At 31.3% G+C, this 20368-nt stretch carries 20 protein-coding genes; 10 read left to right on the top strand and 10 right to left on the bottom strand.

What is annotated here, in order from left to right:
- Position 1 precedes the first annotated feature (1 nt).
- On the bottom strand, positions 2-1003 hold the full coding sequence (gene iolG, locus ACTTBN_RS00985) for an inositol 2-dehydrogenase (protein WP_440680577.1): 1002 nt from the start codon (positions 1001-1003) through the stop codon (positions 2-4).
- Positions 1004-1140: 137 nt separating this feature from the next.
- Here iolG and iolE point away from each other — a divergent pair, with 137 nt between their 5' ends.
- On the top strand, positions 1141-2043 hold the full coding sequence (iolE, locus tag ACTTBN_RS00980; protein WP_440680576.1) for a myo-inosose-2 dehydratase: 903 nt from the start codon (positions 1141-1143) through the stop codon (positions 2041-2043).
- Between the two features lie 44 nt (positions 2044-2087).
- Here iolE and ACTTBN_RS00975 read toward each other — a convergent pair whose 3' ends face one another.
- Entirely contained in the window at positions 2088-3053 is a 966-nt protein-coding gene (locus ACTTBN_RS00975; RefSeq protein WP_440680575.1) for a hydroxyacid dehydrogenase, read from the bottom strand.
- Positions 3054-3166: 113 nt separating this feature from the next.
- On the opposite strand from ACTTBN_RS00975, the gene ACTTBN_RS00970 reads away from it, so the two are divergent.
- The 3 genes from ACTTBN_RS00970 (at position 3167) to ACTTBN_RS00960 (ending at position 6191) form a co-directional block, all read left to right on the top strand.
- Complete coding sequence (locus tag ACTTBN_RS00970; protein ID WP_440680574.1) at positions 3167-3763, top strand: TRAP transporter small permease; 597 nt, start codon at positions 3167-3169, stop codon at positions 3761-3763.
- Complete coding sequence (locus ACTTBN_RS00965) at positions 3763-5052, top strand: TRAP transporter large permease (RefSeq protein WP_440618623.1); 1290 nt, start codon at positions 3763-3765, stop codon at positions 5050-5052. Before ACTTBN_RS00970 ends, ACTTBN_RS00965 begins: the two co-directional genes overlap by 1 nt.
- Positions 5053-5138: 86 nt before the next feature.
- Entirely contained in the window at positions 5139-6191 is a 1053-nt protein-coding gene (locus ACTTBN_RS00960; protein WP_440680573.1) for a TRAP transporter substrate-binding protein, read from the top strand.
- Positions 6192-6231: 40 nt separating this feature from the next.
- On the opposite strand, the gene ACTTBN_RS00955 is transcribed toward ACTTBN_RS00960, so the two are convergent.
- Positions 6232-6702 (bottom strand): tetratricopeptide repeat protein, encoded by a 471-nt coding sequence (locus ACTTBN_RS00955; RefSeq protein ID WP_440680572.1) that lies wholly within the window; start codon positions 6700-6702, stop codon positions 6232-6234.
- Positions 6703-6807: 105 nt separating this feature from the next.
- Here ACTTBN_RS00955 and ACTTBN_RS00950 point away from each other — a divergent pair, with 105 nt between their 5' ends.
- Together ACTTBN_RS00950 and ACTTBN_RS00945 are read left to right on the top strand one after the other, a co-directional pair.
- Positions 6808-8040 carry a cytochrome-c peroxidase gene (locus ACTTBN_RS00950; protein ID WP_440680571.1) on the top strand — a complete coding sequence of 411 codons (1233 nt, stop codon included), beginning with the start codon at positions 6808-6810 and terminating at the stop codon, positions 8038-8040.
- Between the two features lie 31 nt (positions 8041-8071).
- Positions 8072-9154, top strand: a complete 1083-nt coding sequence (locus ACTTBN_RS00945) for a Gfo/Idh/MocA family protein (RefSeq protein WP_440680570.1) — start codon at positions 8072-8074, stop codon at positions 9152-9154.
- Here the strand turns inward: ACTTBN_RS00945 and ACTTBN_RS00940 are convergent.
- From ACTTBN_RS00940 to ACTTBN_RS00920, 5 genes are read right to left on the bottom strand one after another with little or no spacing between them, the layout of a single operon-like run.
- Complete coding sequence (locus ACTTBN_RS00940) at positions 9147-10070, bottom strand: hydroxyacid dehydrogenase (RefSeq protein WP_440680569.1); 924 nt, start codon at positions 10068-10070, stop codon at positions 9147-9149. The two genes, ACTTBN_RS00945 and ACTTBN_RS00940, sit on opposite strands and share 8 nt — an antisense overlap.
- A 37-nt stretch (positions 10071-10107) precedes the next feature.
- Positions 10108-11028, bottom strand: a complete 921-nt coding sequence (locus ACTTBN_RS00935; RefSeq protein ID WP_440680568.1) for a DMT family transporter — start codon at positions 11026-11028, stop codon at positions 10108-10110.
- An 11-nt stretch (positions 11029-11039) separates the two neighbouring features.
- Positions 11040-12023 carry a phytanoyl-CoA dioxygenase family protein gene (locus ACTTBN_RS00930; protein ID WP_440680567.1) on the bottom strand — a complete coding sequence of 328 codons (984 nt, stop codon included), beginning with the start codon at positions 12021-12023 and terminating at the stop codon, positions 11040-11042.
- 31 nt (positions 12024-12054) lie between these two features.
- Positions 12055-12924, bottom strand: a complete 870-nt coding sequence (locus ACTTBN_RS00925) for a 2OG-Fe(II) oxygenase (RefSeq protein WP_440680566.1) — start codon at positions 12922-12924, stop codon at positions 12055-12057.
- On the bottom strand, positions 12924-13868 hold the full coding sequence (locus tag ACTTBN_RS00920; RefSeq protein WP_440680565.1) for a ketopantoate reductase family protein: 945 nt from the start codon (positions 13866-13868) through the stop codon (positions 12924-12926). The genes ACTTBN_RS00925 and ACTTBN_RS00920 overlap by 1 nt, the downstream gene beginning before the upstream one ends.
- Before the next feature lie 87 nt (positions 13869-13955).
- Here ACTTBN_RS00920 and ACTTBN_RS00915 point away from each other — a divergent pair, with 87 nt between their 5' ends.
- Genes ACTTBN_RS00915 through ACTTBN_RS00905 form a run of 3 tightly spaced genes read left to right on the top strand, consistent with a single transcriptional unit; the run spans position 13956 to position 16193 of the window.
- Complete coding sequence (locus ACTTBN_RS00915) at positions 13956-14933, top strand: DUF1907 domain-containing protein (RefSeq protein ID WP_440680564.1); 978 nt, start codon at positions 13956-13958, stop codon at positions 14931-14933.
- A gap of 28 nt (positions 14934-14961) precedes the next feature.
- Positions 14962-15378, top strand: a complete 417-nt coding sequence (locus ACTTBN_RS00910; protein WP_440656441.1) for a hypothetical protein — start codon at positions 14962-14964, stop codon at positions 15376-15378.
- The gene (locus ACTTBN_RS00905) at positions 15378-16193 is read left to right on the top strand and encodes a 3-methyl-2-oxobutanoate hydroxymethyltransferase (protein WP_440680563.1); all 816 of its coding nucleotides are present in this window, start codon (positions 15378-15380) and stop codon (positions 16191-16193) included. Before ACTTBN_RS00910 ends, ACTTBN_RS00905 begins: the two co-directional genes overlap by 1 nt.
- On the opposite strand, the gene ACTTBN_RS00900 is transcribed toward ACTTBN_RS00905, so the two are convergent.
- Positions 16190-16984: an HpcH/HpaI aldolase family protein gene (locus tag ACTTBN_RS00900; protein WP_440680562.1), complete on the bottom strand. Its 795-nt coding sequence runs from the start codon at positions 16982-16984 to the stop codon at positions 16190-16192. The two genes, ACTTBN_RS00905 and ACTTBN_RS00900, sit on opposite strands and share 4 nt — an antisense overlap.
- A gap of 2 nt (positions 16985-16986) precedes the next feature.
- Positions 16987-18429 carry an NAD-dependent succinate-semialdehyde dehydrogenase gene (locus ACTTBN_RS00895; protein ID WP_440680561.1) on the bottom strand — a complete coding sequence of 481 codons (1443 nt, stop codon included), beginning with the start codon at positions 18427-18429 and terminating at the stop codon, positions 16987-16989.
- A 93-nt stretch (positions 18430-18522) separates the two neighbouring features.
- Here ACTTBN_RS00895 and iolD point away from each other — a divergent pair, with 93 nt between their 5' ends.
- Positions 18523-20367, top strand: coding sequence for a 3D-(3,5/4)-trihydroxycyclohexane-1,2-dione acylhydrolase (decyclizing) (gene iolD / locus ACTTBN_RS00890; protein WP_440680560.1), 1845 nt, complete (start codon positions 18523-18525; stop codon positions 20365-20367).
- Position 20368: the final 1 nt, after the last annotated feature.

The following is a 20368-nucleotide window of genomic DNA, read 5'->3' as shown; positions in this document are numbered from 1 at the left end:
TTTAGAATTTTACATCTATTACTTTGCCACTTTCAAACGATTCATAGGCAGCATTGGCAATTATTAAAGCATTTCTACCATCCTCAAATCCAACTAATGGTTTTGTTTTATCTTCAACACATTTTACAAACTCGTTAAATTGATCTCTGTAAGCTTGCTCGTATCTTTCAATAAAAAAGAAATGTATGGGCTCTTTTTCATTTGTTGAAGTGCTTGTGTATCTTTCTAAAGAAGTGGGTGTTTGATTGTTTGAAATTACCATACCTTTACTTCCAAATACTTCTACTCTTTGATCGTATCCATAAACTGCTCTTCGGGAGTTATTAATATGTATTAAAACACCTTTTTTTGATTTTAAAATAAACATAGCGGTATCTAGATCTTTTTCCTGCTGTGCATTTTTATCAAACAATGCATCTCCAAATGCAGATATTTGAACCACAGGATCATCCCCTAAAATAAATCTAGTCAAATCGAAATCATGGATAGTAGTATCTCTAAAAAATCCTCCTGCAGCTTTTAAATAGTCAATCCCTGGAGGTTCAGGGTCTCTACTTGTAATTACAACCATTTCCAACTCACCAATTTCTTTTTTTACTCTTGCTTGTTGAGCTTTTGCATGACTTGCATCAAATCTTCTATTAAAGCCGATTTGAATAGGAACGTTTGTTCCCTTTATATTTTCCATGCATTCATTTACTTTATTGATATCTAAATCAATTGGCTTTTCACAGAAAATTGCCTTTCCTGCTTTTGCTGCCATTGTAATAAATTGTGTATGAGTTGGTGTTGCAGAAGCTATAAGAACTGCATCTACATCATCTGAATTTATTGCTTCCTCTGGTGAAGATGCAATTGAGCATCCTGTTGATTTTGCTACTTCTTCAGCAAATTGAGAATTAACGTCATATATGTATTTTAATTTTGCTTTGGGATGAGCTGCTATAAATTTAGCATGCATTTTTCCAATTCTTCCCGCACCCATCAAAGAAAAATTAAGCATAAGAATATAGAACAGAATTAAAAAATAAAATCAAGAAACATTTTTTAATGATGAATTAAACATCAAATTAAAATAAAATTTTCTTGATGCACAAAACATCATAATTTAAAAATGCTTTCAACTTTTAAATAATTAGTATGTCAGTAAAATTAGGAATAGCACCAATTGCATGGAGCAATGATGATATGCCAGAATTGGGTGGTGATACTCCTTTAGAACAATGTTTGTCTGAAGCTAGTCAAGCAGGGTTTATTGGAATTGAGTCTGGTGGTAAATTTCCAAAAAAATCAGAGGAATTAATTCCTAAACTTAACGAATTTAATCTAAATCTTTGCTCAGGATGGTATGGAGCTAATTTAAGAACAAATAGTGTTGACGAAGAAAAAAAAGTTATTCAAGATCAGTTGAAACTTTTTAAAGACTGTAATTCACCTTGTATGGTTTTTGCTGAAGTGTCTGGCTCAATTCAAGGAGATCCAAATCGAAAATTGTCTACAAGACCCCAAATGGATCTTGAAGAATCTAAAAAATATTATGAAAAAATTTCAGAAATGGGAAAATATCTTGAGGATAAAGGTATGCCACTTGCTTATCATCATCATATGGGAACTGTAATAGAGACAGAAGAGGATACAGTAAGATTGCTTGAGAACACTCATGATAGCGTAAAACTTACATTAGATACCGGTCATATGTTATTTGCTCAGGGAAACTCGTTAAAAATATTAAAAGACTTTAGCGAAAGATTAATTCATATACATTGCAAGGATATTAGAAAAAGCGTTTTAGAAAAATCTTTAAAAGAAGACTTAAGTTTTAGAGGAGCGTTTCTAGAGGGTGCATTTACAGTTCCAGGTGATGGATGTATTGATTACAAGCCTTTATTTGATGTGTTGAAAGAAAAAAATTATTCTGGATGGTTAGTAGTAGAGGCTGAACAAGATCCAGCAAAAGCAAATCCATTTGAATATGCAAAAATAGGTTACAAGTATTTAACTGAAACTTTAAATCTTAGTGGTATCGAGATTTATAAAGACTAACTCCCAAAAAAAATAGAAGCTAAATTTTTAGATTAAATCTACTACTACAGTCTTACAATTTTTGATTTTTCTAATGTATCATCAAAATAATCAATTATATTTTGAATTGTTTCCACACCCATTCTTGTCATACATTCATCAGTAAAAGCTGCGGTATGTGGGCTTAAATAAACTTTTTCATTTTTTAAAAGAGGATTATCATTTTCGGGTGGTTCTTGTTTGAATACATCAATTCCTGCTCCAAAAATTAAATCTTCATTTAAAGCCTTATCAAGATCTTCCTCATGAATAATTCCACCTCTAGCTGCATTAATGATTATACAATTTTTCTTCATTGTTTTAAGCAAATCATAATTAATTAGATTTTCTGTTTTTTCTGTTAACGGCATATGTAATGATATTACATCCATTGTTTTTACTGCCTCTTCAAGATTATCAACTTTTTTTCCTCCAAGCTTCTCTATTGTGTCTTTATCTACAAACGGATCGTAGACAAAAACATTCATTTCAAATCCCAAACATCTTTTAATAAGTGCTTTACCTATTCTACCAAACCCCATTATTAGGAAATTTTTTTTCCATACCTCAATAGTCTTGGGTAATTTATTTCTATCCTTAAAATTACCTTCTTTAACCGTTGTATGATAAAGCTCTCTTCTTTTTGCAATATTTAGCAAGACAAACATAACATGCTCTGCAACTGTAACTGCATTTGCATTGGCCGTAATAGCAATTTTGATATCTCTTTCTTTAGCTGTTTTTAAATCAATATTATCGTAGCCTACTCCATGTCTAGATATTATTTTAAGATTTTTTGCTTCGTTAATTACCTCACCTGGTAGTTTTGCTATTCTAATTGAAGCACCATCACAATCTTTTATTTTAGCCTTTAAGTTTTCTACTGAAACATCGTCAGTAACTTCCACATCAAAATCGGGGTGATTATTAATTAACTCCATACCTTTTTCATGAACTTTTTGGATAACTAGAATTTTCTTTTTATTACTCATAATTTTTATTTAAGCTTTTCTGTTGAAGGCTTTTCTAATACGAAAAATATCTAACAATGTAAAATAGTTTTTTAAAAAGTTGTAATTATTTTCTTATTAAAATAAATTTAGTTGTGAATTTAACTATAAAAACTCTACTTTACATTTTTAACTTTCTAGAAAAGATAAATACTTTTTTTCTAAGAATTGGAAGACAATTTGCATGGATCGCAATTTTTTTAATGGTTGTCGTAATTATGATCCAGGTTTTCTTTAGATATGTTCTCAACAACGCATTACCTTGGCCTGATGAAGTTGCAAGATTTTTAATGCTATGGATGACAGGGTTAATTGCTCCCTCAGCGTATAGATGGGGTGGTTTTGTCTCTATTGATATGCTGGAAAGATTTTTACCTAAAATTATATCAACTTTTTTAACCTTATTTTTATTGATCATATCTTTATTTGTTTTGATCATTGGACTTGAATTAGGTTTAAAACATATTAACGCTGGTTGGATATTCAGTTCTGCTTCAATCAAAATTCCATTTAATTTAATTGGTGGCAAAGCAGAGCCAATAAAATTAGCTTGGATGTATATGTCCTTACCAGTTGGAATTGTTTTTTTGATTTCAGTAAACATAGAGTTAATTTTAAGAAACTTTTTAAGTAATTTTGCAAAATTAGAATTACCTGAAGATTTCGATAAACAAAAATTGGAGACACAGTAATGTTAATTTGGTTTCTCCCTTTATTTTTATTATTTTTGCTAATTGGATTACCAGTATTTTTTGGATTGTTGGCTGCTCCTGGAATTTTACTTTGGTTGAATGATCAATCTAGAGATGGAGCAATGCTTTATAGAAATATTTACAATGGTATTGATAGCTTTCCTTTAATGGCAATTCCTTTTTTTATGTTAGCTGGTGAGCTAATGAATAGGGGGGGAATTACTCAAAGATTAGTAGAATTTAGCCAGGCGATGATGGGGCATTTAAAAGGTGGTTTGGCACATGTTAACGTCTTAACTTCAATGCTTTTTGCTGGCCTATCTGGATCTGCAGTTGCAGATACTTCTGCAATTGGTTCAATGTTAATTCCTGCAATGGAGAAGCAAGGTTATACAAAAAAATTTTCAGCAGCAATTACCGCAGCGAGTTCAGTAATTGGTCCAATCATTCCACCTTCAGGAATAATGATTATTTATGCATACGTTATGGGAGAGAGCGTAGCTGCTTTATTCCTAGCAGGTATTATTCCTGGAATTTTAGTTGGTGTTAGTTTGATGGTTACAATCAAGTTTATGGCTAAAAGATATAATTTTCCTGCCGTAACAAAAAAGACAACATGGAGACAAAGAGGAAAAGCTTCTTTGAAAGCTTTTTTCCCATTGATGACTCCAGTTATAATTCTAGGAGGTATACTTGGAGGAATTTTTACTCCAACTGAAGCATCTGCAGTTGCAGCTGCTTATGCAATGTTTATTGGTTTGTTTGTTTTAAAATCTTTAGAGTGGAAAGACGTACCAAAGGTTATGACAAAAGCCGCAATGGTTTCATCTGTAGTATTACTTTTGGTTGGTGCTGCAATGGCTTTTAAAACAGTTGTTAGTTTATCTCATGCACCAGAATATCTTGCTGAGTTTGTTTTGGGATTAACTGATAATCCTTATATTTTATTATTTCTGATTAATATTTTACTATTTATTGTTGGAATGTTTTTAGATGCAGGTCCCGCAATAATTATTTTAGGACCAATACTTGGACCAGTGTTTGTAGAATTAGGTGTACATCCAGTTCATTTTGCAATTATTATGTCAGTTAACTTAACTGTTGGTTTAGCAACACCACCAATGGGTTTAGTTTTATTTGTTGCATCCTCAGTTTCTGGTGAAAGAGTTGAAACTATATCAAAAGCTATATTGCCGTTTTTAGCAGTAGAGGCAATTGTGATATTTTTAATTACTTACTTTCCATCAATCTCAATGACTATTCCTTTACTTACAGGTTTTGCAAAATAATTTTAGTTTTTAGATAATAGACACAGAGGTTCAATTTAGGTATATTTTTTATACTTAAATAAATATTTAAAGAGAGGGAAATAATAATGAGTAAATTAATTAAATCATTCTTTTCATTATTATTCTTAATTAGTTTTACAGCTTCTGTTTCAGCTGCTGATTACAATTTAAGAATGACAATGAATTCTAATGATCAAGATGAGGACTATGATGGTGCAGTAGTATTTAAAAACTACGTAGAAGCAGCATCAAATGGAAAAATATCTGTAGAACTTTTTGTAGGTACTCAGTTATGTTCTAAGGGAGCAGAATGTTTACAAGGTGTTTCCGATGGAAGCATCGACGTTTACATTTCTACTTCTGGAGGAGCAGCTGGTGTATTCCCATATGTTCAAGTTTTAGATTTACCATATCTAATGGCAGACGACAGAATTGCTGAAGATGTTATGCAAGGTGATTTTGTAAGAACTATGAGACAAATGGCTCTTAAAGATTCAGGCGATACAATAAGATTAATGACTATCGGAAACACTGGTGGATGGAGAAATTTTGCTAACACTAAAAGAAGAGTTGCAGAACCATCAGACATGAAAGGTCTAAAAATCAGAACTGTTGTAGCTGACTTACCTCAAGAGCTTGTAAGAGCTTTAGGTGCATCACCAACTCCTATTCCATGGCCAGAATTATTTACATCTTTTCAAACAGGTGTAGTTGAAGGTTCTAAAAATGGAATAACTGACATTATGAATATGAAGTTTCCAGATGCAGGTCTAAAATATGTTACTTTAGACGGTCATGCATACATGGGAGCACTTTGGTGGATGAACAATGCAAAATATCAATCTATGCCAAAAGAACTTAAGAAAGTTATTACGGATGGATTTTATGCATTGCAACAAGCTACATTTGCATCTCCAAAAAGAAAATCAATCAAAGCGTATGAAGACTTTGTAGCAGGCGGTGGAGATTTATATGTTCCAACTCCAGCACAAAAAGCTAGTTTCAAAAAAGCTGCTAGTCCAGTTTATGATTGGTTTAAGTCAAACGTTAAAGGTGGAGGACAAATCTTTGACGCTTTAACAAGTGCAGTTGCTGATGCTGAGAAAAGAGCATCAAGTGCATACGATAAAGACTTATAATCTTAATTAAATAATGGGGCGGATTTAATTATTCGCCTCATTACCTAAACGGATAAATCCAAGCTTTGTAATCTTTAATAAGTATATGCGCTTTTTCAATTTGTTCAGGAGTCATTTTTTTAATTACTTCCTCTTGAGAAATCGCAGCATCGGGATCACCTCCAATAGCGGACAAACCATACCACATGTAAGCTCTAACAAGATCAGGAGCAGGAAGTCCTCTACCGATTTCATAATACCACCCAACACCCGATTGAGCACCGGGATGACCTTTCATCGAAGATCTAAGATACCATTCAAAAGCTCTAACATCGTCTTGCTTAACTCCAAGACCCATTGCATACATTATTCCAATAAGCTCTTCAGCATCAGCGTTCCCAGACCTAGCAGCTGGTATCAGTTCTTCCATAGCCTCTTGAAATTTTCCAGCTTCCATCAAATCTCTAGCATTTTCAATTTCTGCAAAAACTATAGATGGAATAAAAAAAATTATAAAAAAGTATCTCAACATATAAAAATATTAATATTTATAATTCCATTTTTAATTTCAGCAAACAAAACATATTCGATTGAATTACCAAAACCTTTAACAAGTAATGATTTTCATAAAGTTGATATGGAAAAGGTTAAAATAGGAAGACTTTTATTTCATGATAAAATTTTATCAGCTAATCGTAATATTGCTTGTGCAACTTGTCATAGCCAAGATTTAGGAGGATCTGATGGCCTTTCATTAGGAATTGGTGAAGGTGGACACGGTATTGGATTAGAAAGAACAGCTGGATCAGGGGATGATAAAATTAAAAAACGTATTCCAAGAAATGCTTTAGCATTATGGAATTTAGGATTTAAAGATATTACAACATTACTTCATGATGGAAGAGTGACTAAATCTGATATATTTGGAAATGGTTTTAATACCCCAGCACAAGAACTGCTTCCAAAAGGTCTGGATAATATAGTTGCGGTACAAGCTTTATTTCCAATGACAAGACAATTTGAAATGGCTGGAAATCCAGGTGAAAATGAAATTATAGGACTTGTTTCAAAAGTTGGTAAAGACAGTATGAGAATTGATAGAGTTTGGCCGGTAATTGCTCATAGAATAAGAGGAGTTCCTGAATATGTTGAAATGTTTAAACATGCTTTCGATGATGTGGATAATGCTTTAGATATAAATATTACACATATAGTAAATTCAATTGCAGCTTTTGAAATTCATGAATGGACATCTTTTGACTCTCCATTTGATGAATATTTAAACGGAAATAAATCAGCTTTAAATTCAAATCAGATTGCAGGTATGAATTTATTCTATGGCAAAGCTAATTGCAGCTCATGTCATTCTGGGTCTTTATTATCTGATCAAAAATTTCATTCAATAGGTATCCCACAATTCGGACCAGGCAGAACCAGACCTTTTGATCCTTATGCACGTGATGTTGGAAGAATGGTTGAAACAGATGATGTGGATGACATGTATAAATTTAAAACACCCGCTCTAAGAAATGTTTCTTTAACGGCACCTTATGGTCATAATGGTGCTTATCCAACACTTAAGGGCATAATTAAACATCATTTAAATCCAGTAGCTATGAATAAAAATTGGAAACCTCAATATGCAAATTTACCAAAGGCTCCATGGCTAGAACAAATTGATTTTGTAATTTTTTCTGACAAAAGAGAACAGGATAGAATTATTTCAAGTATAGACATCAAACCAATAGATTTAAGTGAAAAAGAAATTGATCAATTAGTTTCTTTTTTACAATCTCTAACTGGAAAAAGTGGAAATCAAAGACCACTCGGTAAACCAGAAAAAGTACCAAGTGGATTAACAATTGATTAAACTTATTTAATTAAACTGATAGATAATAAATATGGAAAAAATTAAATATGGAATAATTGGAGCTGGCACAATGGCTCGAGAACATATTTTAAATTTATCTTTAATCGATGAAGCTGAAGTAGTTGCTCTTTCAGACCCTCACGAAGAATCTTTGAAACAGTGTCAAGAACTACTAAATAAGGAAGTTGTTTGCTTTGATAATCATCAAGATCTGATCAAAGAAAATTTAGTTGATGTTTATATAATCTCATCTCCTAATTTTACCCATGTAGAAATTTTAAAAGATGTAATTAAAACTAATAAACATATATTGGTTGAAAAACCTTTGTGCACTAATACAAAAGATTGTTTAGAAATTGAAAAACTTACTAAAGATTACCCATCAGTATTTTGGACTGCAATGGAATATAGGTACATGCCTCCTGTTTCAAAATTTATCAAAGAAATTCACAACAAAACAATTGGTGACCTAAAAACATTAACAATAAGAGAACACAGATTTCCTTTTTTAAAAAAAGTAAATGACTGGAACAGATTTGAAAAAAATACCGGAGGAACTTTAGTTGAAAAGTGTTGTCATTTTTTTGATTTGATGCGGTTTATTGTTAAGAGTGAGCCCGTAAGTGTTTATGCGAGTGGAGGACAAGATGTAAATCATTTAGATGAGGAATATGATGGGAAAAAACCAGATATTATTGATAATGCTTACGTAATTGTTAATTTTGAGAATGGTTCGAGAAGTATGCTTGAGCTTTGTATGTTTGCTGAAAATTCTGAAATGCAAGAAGAGTTAACCGCGACAGGAAATATTGGTAAAATTGAAACTTCAGTTCCTTCAAACGAGTCTGGGAAAACTACTTCAGATGTAAGAATTGGTATGAGAGATGGAAAAACAAAACAAGAAAGTGTTAGTGTAGATCCAAAAATACTTGAAGCAGGACATCATCATGGGTCAACTTATTATGAACATTTAGCCTTTATAAATGCAGTAAAAAATAAATTAAAGCCAGAGGTATCTTTGATTGATGGATTAATTGCAGTTGCTGTTGGAGAGGCTGCTGAGACATCAATTAAACTTGGAAGAGTAGTAAAGCTAAACGAGATAATTACTTAAAAAAATCTATCGCCTTTTTAACTATAAAATTACTAACTCTAATATTTGACTCTGTTGTGACACCTGAAATATGAGGAGTTAAAATACAATTCATTTCAGATGTTATTCTTTCGTATAAATTTTTCTTAATAGGTTCATTTTCAAACACATCTAATGCAAATCCTGAAATTATATTTTGATTATAAGCGTCTATAAGATCATTCTCATTTACAACACCACCTCTAGAAGTATTAATTATTATTGGCTGTTTTTGCATTTTAGAGAATGAAGACTTGTTGATTAAATTTTTAGTCTCTTCTGTCAGAGGTAAGTGCAAAGAAACAATATCTGCATTTTTAAATAAATCTTCTAATGAAGATAATTTATAATTTTTTTCATTATCATCTAATTTTTTAATGTAAGGATCATAAGCCAAAACATTTAGGCCATTTTTCAAACTATAGTCAGCAACCTTTCTGCCAATAGTACCAAAACCTACTATTCCAATACACTTTCCATTTATTTCAGCAGATTTAATAGTTGTTCTAGGCCAATCACCTTTGATCGTTCCATGATGAAACATAGGAATTTTTTTTATTAAAGACATAGAAGATGAAATTACATATTCAGCTACAGAGTCTGCATTCATACCAGTTGCAGGTTGGACATGAATACTTTTGGTTCTACAAAATTCAGTATCAATATTATCTAAACCAACACCCAGTCTTCCTATAAATTTTAATTTACTAGCGTTAGATAAAATATCTTTATTTACTTGAGTTTTATTTCTGACAATTAAACCATCATAATCTTTAATAATTTCTTTAAGTTCTTCTTTTTTTTCCCAAAGCTTTTCATCAAATTTGATTTCAAAAGTATTATTTAGATCATCTAAACTGTCTTGATTAATAAACTCTGCTATTAATATTTTAGCCATACTTACTTATATATATTTTTAACTTAAATTGAATAACTTACTTTTTTATTGAAATCGTTGTTGGCCTTATTGAATTTGAAACAATATTTCTAGAAAGTTTTATCTCTCTTAAAACAATATAAATTCCAGCACCAATTATAAAAACATTTCCTAAATAAATATTCCAACTAGGGATTTCATTAAAAATATAAAAACCGATCAATGCACCAATTAATAATTGAACATATTGTGTATTTGCAAATATTGAAGTTGGAAGATGACGAGCCGAGTTTATAATAAAAATCATTCCCATTCCTCTTAATAAACCTGCATTAAAATTTAAAAAAAAATCTGTTTTAGTCATTGGAATATAAAGCTCAAAGGTAATCACACCTGAAATAACAATTAAAATTAACTTTCCAATTATTAAAAATGAATACACACTCTCTGATTGACCATATTTTTTAACCAACAAATGACCTACTGAAGAAAAAACAGGTATTAATAAAGCCAATAACACATAGTTATTTATTTCTTTCCCAAAAGGATCAATTGCAATTATTGTTCCAATAAAACCTACTAATATTGCCGTATATCTTCTCCAGCTTACTTTTTCTTTTAGAAAGATTACTGAACCAATTGTTAATACAAAGGGTGTAAAGAAGACAATACTATACATAGTTGTAAGTGGAAGTTTATTTATACAAAGAAAAAATAATCCCATTGAAATTATTAAAGTTATTGCTCTAACTAAATGTACAAAAAAGTTTTTTGTTTTAATTTTTTTCCAGGAATTTCTAACTTGCGTGTAAAGTAAAATTGGCAGTAAGGCCGATAAAGAATTAATAAATATTATTTGTGTTACATGATAATAATTTGTCAATTCTTTTGCTATAGAGTCCATGATAACAAATAAGGAATAGCCAAGAATTGCTAAAAAAAAGTCTACCGAGTAGACACGGGTAGTTACTGAATTCATTTATTAATTTTTTATAATAATTTTGAAAGATCTCTTTTACTATTCTTAAACGTTGGTAAAGGATATTTAAAGGCATATTTACGTGGAATGCATTTTTCTTTTGCTTTTTCCCAAAGAGCTAACCATTGTTTAAAATTCTGAATTTTAAGATTTTTTTTGTTTTTACTTCTTACATAGAAATTTGGAAGTGGATCTCTTCCAGAAGGTTGGCCGGCTACGTTATATCTAAGGTCTGCACTTATTCTAAAATCATTTGATCTGTTAGGCAGAGAACAATGAATTGAATGTTTGTGTAAAAGAATTACATCTCCAACATCTGCCTCTAAGTGAATATGTTCCATTTTATCTAGTAATTTGCTGTCTTTAATTTCTACTTGGCCCCTATAACCAGCAATATGATTTAATAATCCCATTTTATTAATTTTCTTAACAGTAATCATGCACCCATTTTTTTTTGTAGTTTTTGTAAAAGGTATCCATACAGTAACCATATCTGTTAATTTTTGTCCTTTAGTATTAAGAACAGCAGCATCCTGATGCCAAGGTGTTCTTCCACTTAAACCATCTAAAATTGATCCTTTTGGTAATTTTTTTTCAGGTTGTTTAATTCTAGTATTTTGCACTGGATTAGACATGATTTCTTTGCCTAAAATTTTTTCAACAACATCTAAAATGTTTTTATTTGTGATTAAATTCCATAAAGATTGAGTAGCAAAATAATCACTGTCTTTCTTAACGTGATCTCTTGGTAATCTAGTGTTAAAATATTGATCTAAATCATCAATTTTTAATTTTGATATATGTGAATATTTTTTTTTAAAATCTAAATTAAGAACTTTTTTTACATCCTTTTTTTTCGCAAATTTTTGGATTAAGCAATCCATTACAAATTCCATGTCATTAAGGATTGGCTTTAAATCTCTTTGATAGTTAAGAACATTTTTTACTCTCAAATATCCTTGTTCAAATAATTTTTTTTGTAGATTATTTGCCATTAATAGAACCTAGTAGAATTTATTAACAATATCAATTCTTAGGAGCAGTTGTTAAATAATTTGCATCATGGAAAGAAGTTAACATTTTTTTCTTAGTACTGATGATATGTGGATAGTAAGCTGTTCCTTTAAAATTCCAAATAACAGGTTTATTGAGCGCATAACTTCCATAAATAAAAAATCTTTTTGGACAGTTTTTTTCTATAAAACGCTTAACTCCATGATAAGAATTTGGTGTTGATTGAAAAAATACCACAGTTCCTTTCTTTGGTGTGAAAGCTTTAACTATTTCTAGTTCACTCATTTTTGGAAATCTTCTGAAACTTTTTCTTAAATTTTTCTTAGATTTTTTTCTATAGATTGTAAGCGATCCTCCATTTTTTTTTGGGATATCTGTTAGATAAATTAAGAAATTATACAATCTGGTTATATCATCTCTATGGGGACGCAATCTGTATCCTCCTTTAGAAACCGAAAAATCAATATCTAAATTAACTTTTGGGTTAGTGTAATTGTTTCCTAATAGTTTTTTTAACTCGCTCGAATTTAATTTCTTTTTAATAGTAAATTTCTTTTGATTAAATATTTTTGGTTTGTGAGTATTTGTCCAAGATCCATCCTTAAAATTTTTAGAAAAAAGAGTTTCAATTTTTTTATAAAATGCTTTGCTATTAAAAAGTTGGAAGAGTTTTGCAGAATTATTTGAAGATTTAATGTAGTTATTAAAATTTTTTGAGCCTTTGTTAATTCTGCTTCGACCACCCATAATCATGTCATCAAAAGCTTTAGATTTACTAATTTCATCAATTAATAAATTACAAGTTTTTTTCTCAACAACTTTGTCTCCAACTAGTACAGGAAAATTACTTTTAATTTTTTTTAATCGATTAATTTTAAGCATTAACTATACATACCTTCTTTCACCTTAATCATTTTATACATCAGGTCATTTAAAGGTGTTTTTACTCCATGTTTTTTTCCAATTTTAGAAACAGCACCACTTATAAAATCAATTTCTGTTTTTCTTTTGTATTGAACATCAAAAGCCATTGAAGATTTGTTAGTTTGCATAGAATCTACAATTTTATTGAACATAAATAGACACTCATCTTCAGAAACATTAACTCCATCAGCAAGTGCTACTTCTCTTGTCTCTAAAATGATTTCTTTACCAAGCCCTCTTGAAACATCATTAGCCTTATTATTTATGTAAAGATCGGTGTGATGTAGATCAAATATAGCTGAAAGAGGACCAATTGCTGTTAGAGCAAAAAGCTTCATCCATTTTCTTTTTTTAACATCTTCAGCTGCAATCATTTCTAAATTATGTGCAGTAAAAGTATCAGCTATTTCTGTAATTCTTTCTGTTATTCCTCCTTCATATTCACCAATCCATGAAGGCAATGCGCCATGGTTCATTATATGACCTGGTCCTAAAATATTAGAAGCTTGTGTTGTTGTTCCACCGATTACTTTTTCATTACCAACAATACTTTGAATTATTGCTTCATGACCAATTCCATTTTGAAAAGACATGAATACTGTTTTTTCACCAATAATATTTTTAATGCTATTTAAAGCTGGTTCTAATGCAGTTGCTTTACACATAACAATCACTGCATCCATTTTATCTAACGATGAAGGATCTGAAGTAGCATTAACTTTAATTATACGATCACCACCGTGACCATCCATTTTTAAACCATCTTTATTAATTGTATCTACGTGCTCTTTCCAAACGTCAATTAAAGTTACATTTAAACCTTTTTCAGCTAGCAATCCTCCAAACAGGCAGCCCATAGCACCTGCACCTAATACGGCTACTTTCAAATCTTTATTTATCATCGTTACCTTTTTAAAATTATTTATGTATAGAAATTATATATATTATCTATAGACAATATGCAAAATAAATTATAGCTTATTATCATCATGCAATTAAAAATAGAAAAAGGAACTTTCTCAAATCATTCACTTGAAGATATAGCGAGTGCATTAAAAAAAGGACTTTCAGAAAATTTTAAAAATGTTGAAGTAGAAGTTGTAGATTGTCCTAATCTTCGTGAATGGGATTGCCCATCTGAAGGAATTAGCGGTAACCAAAAAATCATAGATGTTGGTGGTGAGCCATACATGCATGATCCTAATTTTATTGGTGCTGAATTTGATTATCAAGAAATTTCTAAAATGATTGGATCAGAAAAATCTTATGCTTTAGGTGCTGGATCTGGTGCAATGTCGTGTTTGGATGGTCACTGCGGAGAATTAGTAATTAATGAAAATTTAATTACTGACGAGTCTAGATCTATTATTGCAAGAGTAAGTCCTGATAAAAAATGTATTGTTGAAAAATATAGCGCACGAAAACACGGTGGACTTGGAAACATTTATTATACAGATGGTAAACAAGGAAAAGTAATTAAAATAAAAATCAAAGGAAGATCAGGTGATCAAGGTTCGCTTCCACAAGCAATGAGATCTTCTTTGTCCAATAATTTAAATCTCAAAGAAAATGAGCATATTGCTATTGCAGGTGTGTTTAGAATTTTAGAAGGAAAAGTAAGATCTCATGTTCAACCAGATTATAAAGATATTAAACATGAATACTATGATCCAAAACAAATGAAGTGTGTAAAAGATTTTCTTCAATTTTATGAACCTGTTGGTCCAAAATTGCAGTGTTATACAGTACTTTGGACTGGAGACCCTACTGGAGGAGAATTGAATTTAAGAGAGTCTGGTGAACATACGCATTTTCATTCTTATGAAGATGATAAAGATGCTGGTCATTATCATTTCGATGTAACACCAGATGAAATAGAATATGAAGGATATTTTAATACAGCTTCAGAAGTGCATAGAGTAAATAATATTTATAAAGAACTGCTAAGCAAAAATAGTATTGAATAGAAAACTTATTAAGTTTAAGTTTATTTAAATGAAAAGACAGTTTAAGTATCCAAAACATTTTGAAGAAGATAAAAAAATTCCAAAACTTACACAAAAAAGAATTAAATTAGCTGAAATTTCACTTGGAGATTTTGAGGGAAGGTTAGCAAATGAGTTATTAAATTGGTTTTCTTTAACACCTCAACACTGGATTATGTTGCATATGGTGATGCTTGCTTATTATAAAAATAAATCCATTACTAAAAATGAACTGTTAAGAGTTATAGAGAAATCTTATTTAACATCGAATGTCTATATTGATACGGCTATAAAGAAAGGATACTTTAGAATTATCAGAAACGAAAAAGATAAAAGATCAATTTTTATTTTACCATCAGTTGTTACTATTAAAACATTCGAAGGATTTATAGATAGAAGAGATATTCTCTATAAAGATGTTAAATAATGAAGAATGTCTATACATGGGCTGCAAAACCAGCCAAAAGATCAACCACAGTAGGTGATTTAAAAGCAGCCAAAGGTAAAAGAAAATTTACTCAAGTTACTGCAAATACTGTTGATGAAGCATCAGCTGCAGAAAAAGCTGGTTTTGACATGATTATTGCTAATGCTAAAAATGTTATTCCAGTTAGGGAAGGGTCAAAAAATCTTTTTTTAACCGCAGCTTTAGTTTTGAACGAATTTGTTACAGCAGATGATATTATGCGTGGAGCATTTAAAGCTTTAGAAAATGGTGCTGATGCAGTGATGACACCAAGAAGTATGGACATAGTAGAAATGCTAGCAAAAGAAGATGTGCCTGTTATGGGTCACTTAGGATTAGTTCCAAGAAAATCAACTTGGATAGGTGGACTTCGAGCAGTTGGTAAAACTGCAAATGAGGCTTATGAGTTATTCCAAAAATTTAAAAGATTGGAAGATGCAGGAGCTTTTTCTGCTGAGTGTGAAGTAATACCTGAAAATGTAATGGGAGAAATTTCTAAACGAACAGATATTGTCACAGTCTCTTTAGGATCTGGAAGAAATGCAGATGTGATGTATTTATTTATGGAAGATATTTGTGGTGATACCGAAAATCCGCCAAGACATTCTAAAGCTTATGGAAACTTATTAAAACTTAGAAATGAAATTAAGGTTGAAAGAGTTAAAGCTCTTAAAGCATTTAAAAAAGATTCTATGACTGGAAAGTTTCCAGGTAAGAAACAATCTTCTAATTTAGATAAAAATCAGTTTGAAGAATTTTTAAATCAACTTGATTAATAAGTAGCGTTGTCGTCTTTTTTAGACAAAGAACCTTTCATCTTATCTACAGTTGCTTTTGCCCCAGCACTTAAAGCTCTTAAATCAGATGCTATTGTTACAAAATCGAAACCTTTTTTAATCATCTTCGTTGCGTATTCTGTTGTACCATTATGAATTCCTGCAAAAATATTATTTTTCTTTGCATGTTCTAGAATTCTTAAAATTTCAGAATAAGCTTTTGTAGTTTCAGCTCGATCAAATCCAGGTTTTTCACCGATTGCTAAACTTAAGTCTGCAGGCCCAATATAAATACCATCAACACCTGGTGTAGACATTATCTCATCTAAATTTTCCAAAGATTCTTTAGTTTCTATCATTGCTAATTTAAGAATTTCTTCATTAGCATGATCTGCATAATCTGCACCACCATAAATTAACCCTCTAACAGGACCAAAACTTCTGTAGCCATCAGGTGGGTACATACAAGCTTGAACAAAATTTTCAGCTTCTTTTCTATTACTGACCATTGGACAAACAATTCCATAACAACCAGCATCTAAAATTTTCATTATTTGTCCTGGCTCATTCCAATTAACTCTAGCAAGTGGAGTGACATCTGTTGTCGAAATTGTTTGAAGCATTGGAAGAGCATTACTGTAATCAACTAAACCATGCTGCATATCTATAGTTAATGAATCCCAGCCTTGATGTGCCATCGCTTCTGCAGATGCAGTACTTGGAATTGCACACCAACCATTAATGACGGGTTTACCGTCTTTCATCATTTGTTTAATTTTATTTTTTCTCATGATTAAACCTTTAATGCCATGTGAGTATATTTAACGTTTAGATAATCTTTGATAGCCATTGATCCACCTTCACGTCCATAACCAGTTTGTTTGATACCACCAAATGGAGCTTCTGCTACAGCAACTGCTCCAGTATTAACAGCAACACAACCAGATTCTAACATTTCAGATCCTCTATTAGCTTGATCCATGTTGTTTGTGTATAAATAACTACATAAACCAAGATCATTATTATTTGCTCTTTCAATAACTTCATCAAATGTTTTAAACGTAAGAACTGGTACTAAAGGACCAAATGGTTCTTCTCTCATAATTGTAAAGTCGTCTTTCACATTATCAAAAACAGTTGGCTCGTAAAAATAACCTTTGTTAAAACCAGAAGGTCTTTGTCCTCCCATTAAAACATCAGCCCCTTCATTTTTTGTTGTCTCAACTAGTTTTTCAATTTCCTCTAATCTTTTTGCAGTTGTTAATGGACCTAAGATAGTTCCTTCATCCATACCATTTCCAATTTTTAATTTCTTTGCTCTATCCATAAAAGCACCAAGAAATTCATCTTTTTTATTTTCTTGGATATAAAATCTATTTGGAGATATACAAACTTGCCCGTTGTTTCTAAATTTTGCAGTTATAGCAATGTCTGCAACTTTATTCATATCAACATCATCACAAACTATGAAAGGTGAATGACCACTAAGTTCCATCGTTACTCTTTGAACTTTGTCTGCAGCTTTCTTTAATATTAACTTACCTACTCTTGTTGAGCCTGTGATTGATACTTTTTTAATAATATCAGATTCTAATAGTTCATTTGAAATTTCTGCAGGATCACCAGATAACAAATTTACCACCCCATCAGGAACTCCTGCTTCTTTACAAATATTAACTAATTCCATAACTGCACCAGGTGTAATTACATCTGGTTTACAAATTACAGAGCAACCAGCTGCTAATGCTGTTGAAATTTTTCTTGCAGCCAAAATAATTGGAAAGTTCCATGGTATTAAAGCAGCTACAACACCTACTGGCTGATAATAAACATGGACTCTTGTATCAGGAAATCTACTTTGAACTGTTTGACCATAAATTCTTTTTGTTTCTTCTGCATTCCACTCAAATATATCCGCTCCTCCACCAACTTCCCCAACTCCTTCAGCAAGAGGTTTACCAACTTCAAGTGTTAACCATTTAGCAAGAACATCTTTTTTTTCTCTCATTAGATCTGCAATTTTTCTAATTACATATGATCTTTGCCAGGGAGTAGTGTTACTCCAAACTTTAAGACCTTTCTCAGCTGACTTTAGTGCTTTTTGTACATCTGCTGAAGACGCTTTTGATGCTTTTCCAATCACTTCCTCAGTTGCAGGATTGATTACATCATATGTCTCTTTTTTTTCTGCTTCTTGCCATTTTCCATCAATGAATTGTCCAAATTTGCTATACATAATTTTTATTTTTTAAGGTTTACTAAGTTGGGTTTTTTAATTTATAAATATAAATATATATAAACATTATACATAAAAAAAATAAACCCAATTATGAAAAAAATCACTCTTACTTGTGCACATGCAATCGTTAAATATTTAATTGCTCAAAAAATATTAATTAATGGCAAAAAAGAAGCACTCTTTCCTGGTGTCTTTGGAATTTTTGGACATGGAAACGTAGCTTGTTTGGGTCAAGCACTTGAAGAAAATCAAAAAGAATTACCAACCTATAGAGGCCATCATGAACAAAATATGGCTTTAACTGGAATAGGTTATGCTAGAGCTAAAAGAAGACAACAAATTTTTGTTGCTACTTCATCTGTTGGTCCAGGAGCAACCAACATGGTTACTGCAGCAGCAGTTGCAATGAGTAACAGATTACCAATTTTATTTTTACCTGGTGATACTTATGCAAATAGAATGCCAGATCCAGTATTGCAACAAGTTGAACATTTTAACAATCCAAGCATAACTGCAAACGATGCTTTCAAACCAGTTACAAGATATTTTGATCGTATCACTAGACCTGAACAAATAATTCAATCATTTCCTATAGCAGTTCAAACAATGTTAGATCCTGCTGATTGTGGTCCTGCTTGTATTGCGTTAAGTCAAGATATCCAAGGTCAAACTTTTGATTATCCAGGAGAATTTTTCCAAGAAAAAGTTCATACAATTAGAAGACCAAGACCAGATGAATTTCAAATTAAAGAGGCAGCTGAGAAAATTAAATCTTCAAAAAATCCAATTATAATATCTGGAGGGGGAGTTTTTTATTCAGATGCAATGGAAGAATTAAGTCAGTTTGCTATCAAACACAATATTCCAGTTACACAAACTGTAATGGGTTATTCAACAATGAAGAGAGATCATTCTCATTTTGCAGGTCAAATTGGAGGACTTGGAGGGAAAAATACAAACACATTAGCTAAACAAACTGATCTTGCTATTGCAATAGGGACAAAACTTGCTGATTTTACAACAGGATCATGGGCAAACTTTGAAAACGAAAATTTCAAATTAGTTTCAATCAATGTATCAAGATATGATGCAAACAAACACTTAGCACAAGCAGTTGTTGGAGATGCAAAAGTTTCATTAACTGAACTTTCCCAAGCTTTAGGTGATTGGAAAGCAGGGGAAGATTGGAATAATAAATCTCAAACAGAACTTAAGTCATGGAATGAACATATAGATAAAGAGAGCGCTCCAACTAATCAGGAAGTTCCAAGTTATGTTCAGGTAATTGGTGCAATTTACAGAAATTCTGATCCAACAGATATTGCAGTTACAGCTGCAGGAGGTTTGGTAGGTGAAGTAATTCAAGTATGGAGACCAAGAGAACTTAATACTCATGAAACAGAGTGGGGTTTTAGTTGTATGAGTTACGAAATATCTGGAGCATTAGGAATTAAAATGGCTAATCCAGATAAAGAAGTAATCTCATTTGTAGGTGATGGGTCTTATCTATTAAATAACACTGATATTTATTCTTCAGTAATTACAAAAAATAAATTGATTATAGTTGTTTGTGATAATGGAGGCTTTGCAGTTATAAACCGACTTCAATTATTCAAAGGTGGAAAAGAGTATAACAACTTATTAAAGAGTTCTAACACTCCTGGTCTAGTAGATGTAGATTTTGCAAAACATGCAGAAAGTATGGGTGCGAAATCTGAACACGTTACTTCGATTTCAGATCTTGAAGCTGCATTTAAAAGAGCTAAAGCATCCGATGTAACTTATGTTATTTCAATTAAAACTCATGCTTATAAATGGGTAGAAGGATCATCTTTTTGGGATAGTCCAACTTTAGAAATTCCAACTACTAAAGAAAATGAAGAAGCTTTAAAACTTTACAAAGAAGGAAGAAGCAAGCAAAGACAAGGTATTTAAT

It is taken from the genome of Candidatus Pelagibacter sp. HIMB1623, assembly GCF_052047695.1.
In the GTDB taxonomy this organism is placed as follows: domain Bacteria; phylum Pseudomonadota; class Alphaproteobacteria; order Pelagibacterales; family Pelagibacteraceae; genus Pelagibacter.
Note: the sequence above shows the minus strand (reverse complement) of the source record. Positions and strands in the feature narration are given on the sequence as shown.

Coding starts and splice junctions, on each gene's coding strand:
- ACTTBN_RS00930 (WP_440680567.1), bottom strand. CDS start 12,023: ATGGCAAATAATCTACAAAAAAAATTATTTGAACAAGGATATTTGAGA.
- ACTTBN_RS00955 (WP_440680572.1), bottom strand. CDS start 6,702: ATGTTGAGATACTTTTTTATAATTTTTTTTATTCCATCTATAGTTTTT.
- ACTTBN_RS00920 (WP_440680565.1), bottom strand. CDS start 13,868: ATGATAAATAAAGATTTGAAAGTAGCCGTATTAGGTGCAGGTGCTATG.
- ACTTBN_RS00925 (WP_440680566.1), bottom strand. CDS start 12,924: ATGCTTAAAATTAATCGATTAAAAAAAATTAAAAGTAATTTTCCTGTA.
- ACTTBN_RS00900 (WP_440680562.1), bottom strand. CDS start 16,984: ATGAGAAAAAATAAAATTAAACAAATGATGAAAGACGGTAAACCCGTC.
- iolD (WP_440680560.1), top strand. CDS start 18,523: ATGAAAAAAATCACTCTTACTTGTGCACATGCAATCGTTAAATATTTA.
- ACTTBN_RS00940 (WP_440680569.1), bottom strand. CDS start 10,070: ATGGCTAAAATATTAATAGCAGAGTTTATTAATCAAGACAGTTTAGAT.
- ACTTBN_RS00915 (WP_440680564.1), top strand. CDS start 13,956: ATGCAATTAAAAATAGAAAAAGGAACTTTCTCAAATCATTCACTTGAA.
- ACTTBN_RS00950 (WP_440680571.1), top strand. CDS start 6,808: ATGGAAAAGGTTAAAATAGGAAGACTTTTATTTCATGATAAAATTTTA.
- ACTTBN_RS00935 (WP_440680568.1), bottom strand. CDS start 11,028: ATGAATTCAGTAACTACCCGTGTCTACTCGGTAGACTTTTTTTTAGCA.
- ACTTBN_RS00960 (WP_440680573.1), top strand. CDS start 5,139: ATGAGTAAATTAATTAAATCATTCTTTTCATTATTATTCTTAATTAGT.
- iolG (WP_440680577.1), bottom strand. CDS start 1,003: ATGCTTAATTTTTCTTTGATGGGTGCGGGAAGAATTGGAAAAATGCAT.
- iolE (WP_440680576.1), top strand. CDS start 1,141: ATGTCAGTAAAATTAGGAATAGCACCAATTGCATGGAGCAATGATGAT.
- ACTTBN_RS00965 (WP_440618623.1), top strand. CDS start 3,763: ATGTTAATTTGGTTTCTCCCTTTATTTTTATTATTTTTGCTAATTGGA.
- ACTTBN_RS00945 (WP_440680570.1), top strand. CDS start 8,072: ATGGAAAAAATTAAATATGGAATAATTGGAGCTGGCACAATGGCTCGA.
- ACTTBN_RS00895 (WP_440680561.1), bottom strand. CDS start 18,429: ATGTATAGCAAATTTGGACAATTCATTGATGGAAAATGGCAAGAAGCA.
- ACTTBN_RS00910 (WP_440656441.1), top strand. CDS start 14,962: ATGAAAAGACAGTTTAAGTATCCAAAACATTTTGAAGAAGATAAAAAA.
- ACTTBN_RS00905 (WP_440680563.1), top strand. CDS start 15,378: ATGAAGAATGTCTATACATGGGCTGCAAAACCAGCCAAAAGATCAACC.
- ACTTBN_RS00975 (WP_440680575.1), bottom strand. CDS start 3,053: ATGAGTAATAAAAAGAAAATTCTAGTTATCCAAAAAGTTCATGAAAAA.